The organism is Pseudomonas sp. Q1 (assembly GCF_009935975.1).
GTDB classification, from domain to species: domain Bacteria; phylum Pseudomonadota; class Gammaproteobacteria; order Pseudomonadales; family Pseudomonadaceae; genus Aquipseudomonas; species Aquipseudomonas palleroniana.
Genome location: NZ_QODI01000039.1, coordinates 1 through 2847 on the forward strand (window position 1 = coordinate 1; position 2847 = coordinate 2847).

Genomic DNA, 2847 nt, shown 5'->3' on the forward strand with positions numbered 1-2847 from the left:
GGCTTGCTCCCGATGGCGGTGTGTCAGCCACAGATTGCTTCACTGACACACCGCCATCGGGAGCAAGCCCCCTCCCACCGTTGGATTTTCATCGTGTTCAATAGTGTGTGAGCCCCATGACCACTCAAACCCTTGACCTCGCCAGCGCCACCCACGGCTATCGCCGCCTGCTGACTCGGCGTGCCTGGCTATTGGCGTTGCTCGGTACGGCGCTGGCCTGCGCGATTCTGGTGGACCTGGCGAGCGGTCCGTCGGGTATGGGCCTGCTGGCCCTGCTGGATGGCATCCTGCACCCGTCCCACTTGAGCGCCACCGACCAAGTGATCATCTGGAACGTGCGCCTGCCCTACGCACTGATGGCGGTACTGGTCGGTTGCGCGTTGTCCCTGGCCGGAGCCGAGATGCAGGCCATCCTGAACAACCCGCTGGCCAGCCCATTTACCCTGGGCGTGTCCTCGGCGGCGGCGCTGGGAGCATCGTTGGTCATCGTGTTTCCGGTGACCACGGTGTGGGTGTCGGCCAATACGGCGATTTCCATCTCGGCCTTTATCTTCGCCGCCGCCTCGGTTTTTCTGCTGCAAGCCATGTCACGCCTGCGCGGGGCCGGTGTTGAAAGCCTGGTGTTGTTCGGCATCGCGCTGGTGTTCAGTTGTAACGCCGTGGTGGCCTTGCTGCAGCTGGTCGCCACCGAAGACGTGCTGCAACAACTGGTGTTCTGGACCCTGGGCAGCGTGACCCGGGCCAACTGGGACAAACTCGGCATCCTGGCGCTGGTGGTGGCGCTGGTGTTGCCGTTCTCCTTCGCCGCCGCCCCGCGCCTGACCCTGCTGCGCATGGGCGAAGACCGTGCACAAAGCTTCGGCGTGGACGTGAAACGCCTACGGTTTTTCTCGCTGCTGCGCATCAGCCTGCTGTCGGCCACCGCCGTGGCGTTTGTCGGCACCATCGGCTTTATCGGCCTGGTCGGCCCGCATATCGCACGGATTCTGGTCGGCGAAGACCAACGCTTCCTGCTGCCCGCCAGCGCCTTGACCGGCGCCTTGTTGCTGTCGCTGTCGTCGATCGCCAGTAAATGGCTCATGCCCGGCGTGATCGTACCGGTGGGCATCGTCACCGCCCTGGTGGGTGTGCCGATTTTCGTGGTGTTGGTGTTCAAGCGCGGGAGGCAGCTATGAGTGAAGGTTTAACCGTACAGCACGCCAATGTCAGCTACGGGCGTCGGCAGATTGTGCATGACCTCAGTTTGCCCACCTTGCCCCACGGCAGCCTGACCGCCTTGATCGGCCCCAACGGTGCGGGCAAATCGACATTGCTGCGGGCCGTGGCCGGGCTGGAAAAGATGCACGGTGTCGTACGCCTGGGCGACCTCGACCTGTCGGCCATGTCCGTGGGCGAGCGCGCCCGTCGGGTGACCTACATGCCGCAAAACCTGCCACCGGGCCTGAGCCTCAGCGTGATGGAAAGCGTAATCGCAGCCCTGCGCGTGGCGCGTGTGGACGGCATTCCCCTGTCCAGCGAAGCCTGCCTGCGCGAGGCTTTCGAGGCGCTACGGCGCATCGGTATCGCGCATTTGGCCGATCAGTGGTTGAGCACGTTGTCCGGCGGCCAGCGCCAATTGGTCAGCCTCGCCCAGCTCATCGCCCGTCGCCCCCAGGTCATGTTGCTCGACGAACCCACCAGCGCCCTCGACCTCAACTACCAATTGAAAGTCATGGACTGCGTGCGTGGGCTGGTGCGCGAACACCAGTTGATCGCGGTGGTGGTGCTGCACGACATCAACCTTGCCGCACGCTTCGCCGACCATATCGCCGTGCTCCGTCAGGGTCGGTTATACGCCAGCGGCGCAGCGGATCAGGTGTTGGCCCCCCTGATGTTCGCCGAGGTGTATGGCGTGCAGGCGCGCATCGAGCGCTGTTCGCAGCAGTCGTTGCAAGTATTGGTGGACAGCGCAGTGTGAAAACTCTCTAAGGATATGCGCAAATGTTTCATTGAGTTTTCGTACACCGAACGTTACCTATACCTACAGGCATTCGCTCAAGCATCACCACTTTTTGGAGAGCTTCATGATCGACCTGTATTACTGGACTACCCCCAACGGCCACAAAGTCTCGTTGTTCCTGGAAGAAGCCGGCCTGCCCTACACGGTGCACCCGATCAACATCGGCCAGGGCGAGCAGTTCAAGCCGGACTTCCTGAAGATCGCTCCCAACAACCGCATCCCCGCCATCGTCGATCACACCCCGACCGACGGTGGCGCGCCGCTTTCGCTGTTTGAATCAGGCGCCATCCTGCTGTACCTCGCGGAAAAAACCGGCCAGTTCATTCCCCGTGATCTACGCGGCCGTCAGGAAACCTTGCAGTGGTTGTTCTGGCAAATGGGCGGACTCGGGCCGATGGCAGGGCAGAATCATCATTTCAGCCAGTTCGCAGCCGAGAAGATTCCCTATGCGATCAAGCGTTATGTCGATGAAACCGCCCGCCTCTATGGCGTGCTGGACCGGCGCCTGGCCGACCGAGCTTTTGTGGCCGGCGAGGACTACAGCATTGCCGACATGGCGATCTTCCCCTGGATCGCTTCCTACCAGCGGCAGAGCCAGCGCCTGGAAGACTTCCCCCACGTGCAGCGCTGGTTCAACACCATCAAGGCGCGGCCGGCGACGGTTCGGGCCTATGAACTGGTGCAAAAGGTCAACCCGCCCCAGTCCTGATTTCATGCGGGAGGGGCCTGCCCTAATGCCAGTCAGTTAAAGGGTGGGTGTAGAACACATCATCTGTAGTGAGCGGGCTTGCCCCGCGCTGGGTGGCAAAGCCGCCCCAACAAAGACGCCGCGGTATTTCAGGAGGACC

General features: G+C 62.3%; 3 protein-coding genes. All 3 read left to right on the forward strand.

Translation table 11 applies throughout. From position 1 onward, the window contains the following. Window positions 1-116: 116 nt before the first annotated feature. Window positions 117-1175 (forward strand): iron ABC transporter permease, encoded by a 1059-nt coding sequence (locus tag DK870_RS29005; RefSeq protein ID WP_161550411.1) that lies wholly within the window; start codon window positions 117-119, stop codon window positions 1173-1175. Continuing rightward, window positions 1172-1957, forward strand: coding sequence for an ABC transporter ATP-binding protein (locus tag DK870_RS29010; protein WP_161550412.1), 786 nt, complete (start codon window positions 1172-1174; stop codon window positions 1955-1957). Before DK870_RS29005 ends, DK870_RS29010 begins: the two co-directional genes overlap by 4 nt. 106 nt (window positions 1958-2063) lie before the next feature. Then, a complete protein-coding gene (locus tag DK870_RS29015; protein WP_161550413.1) occupies window positions 2064-2708 on the forward strand; it encodes a glutathione binding-like protein in 645 nt (214 codons plus the stop codon). Window positions 2709-2847 lie beyond the last annotated feature (139 nt).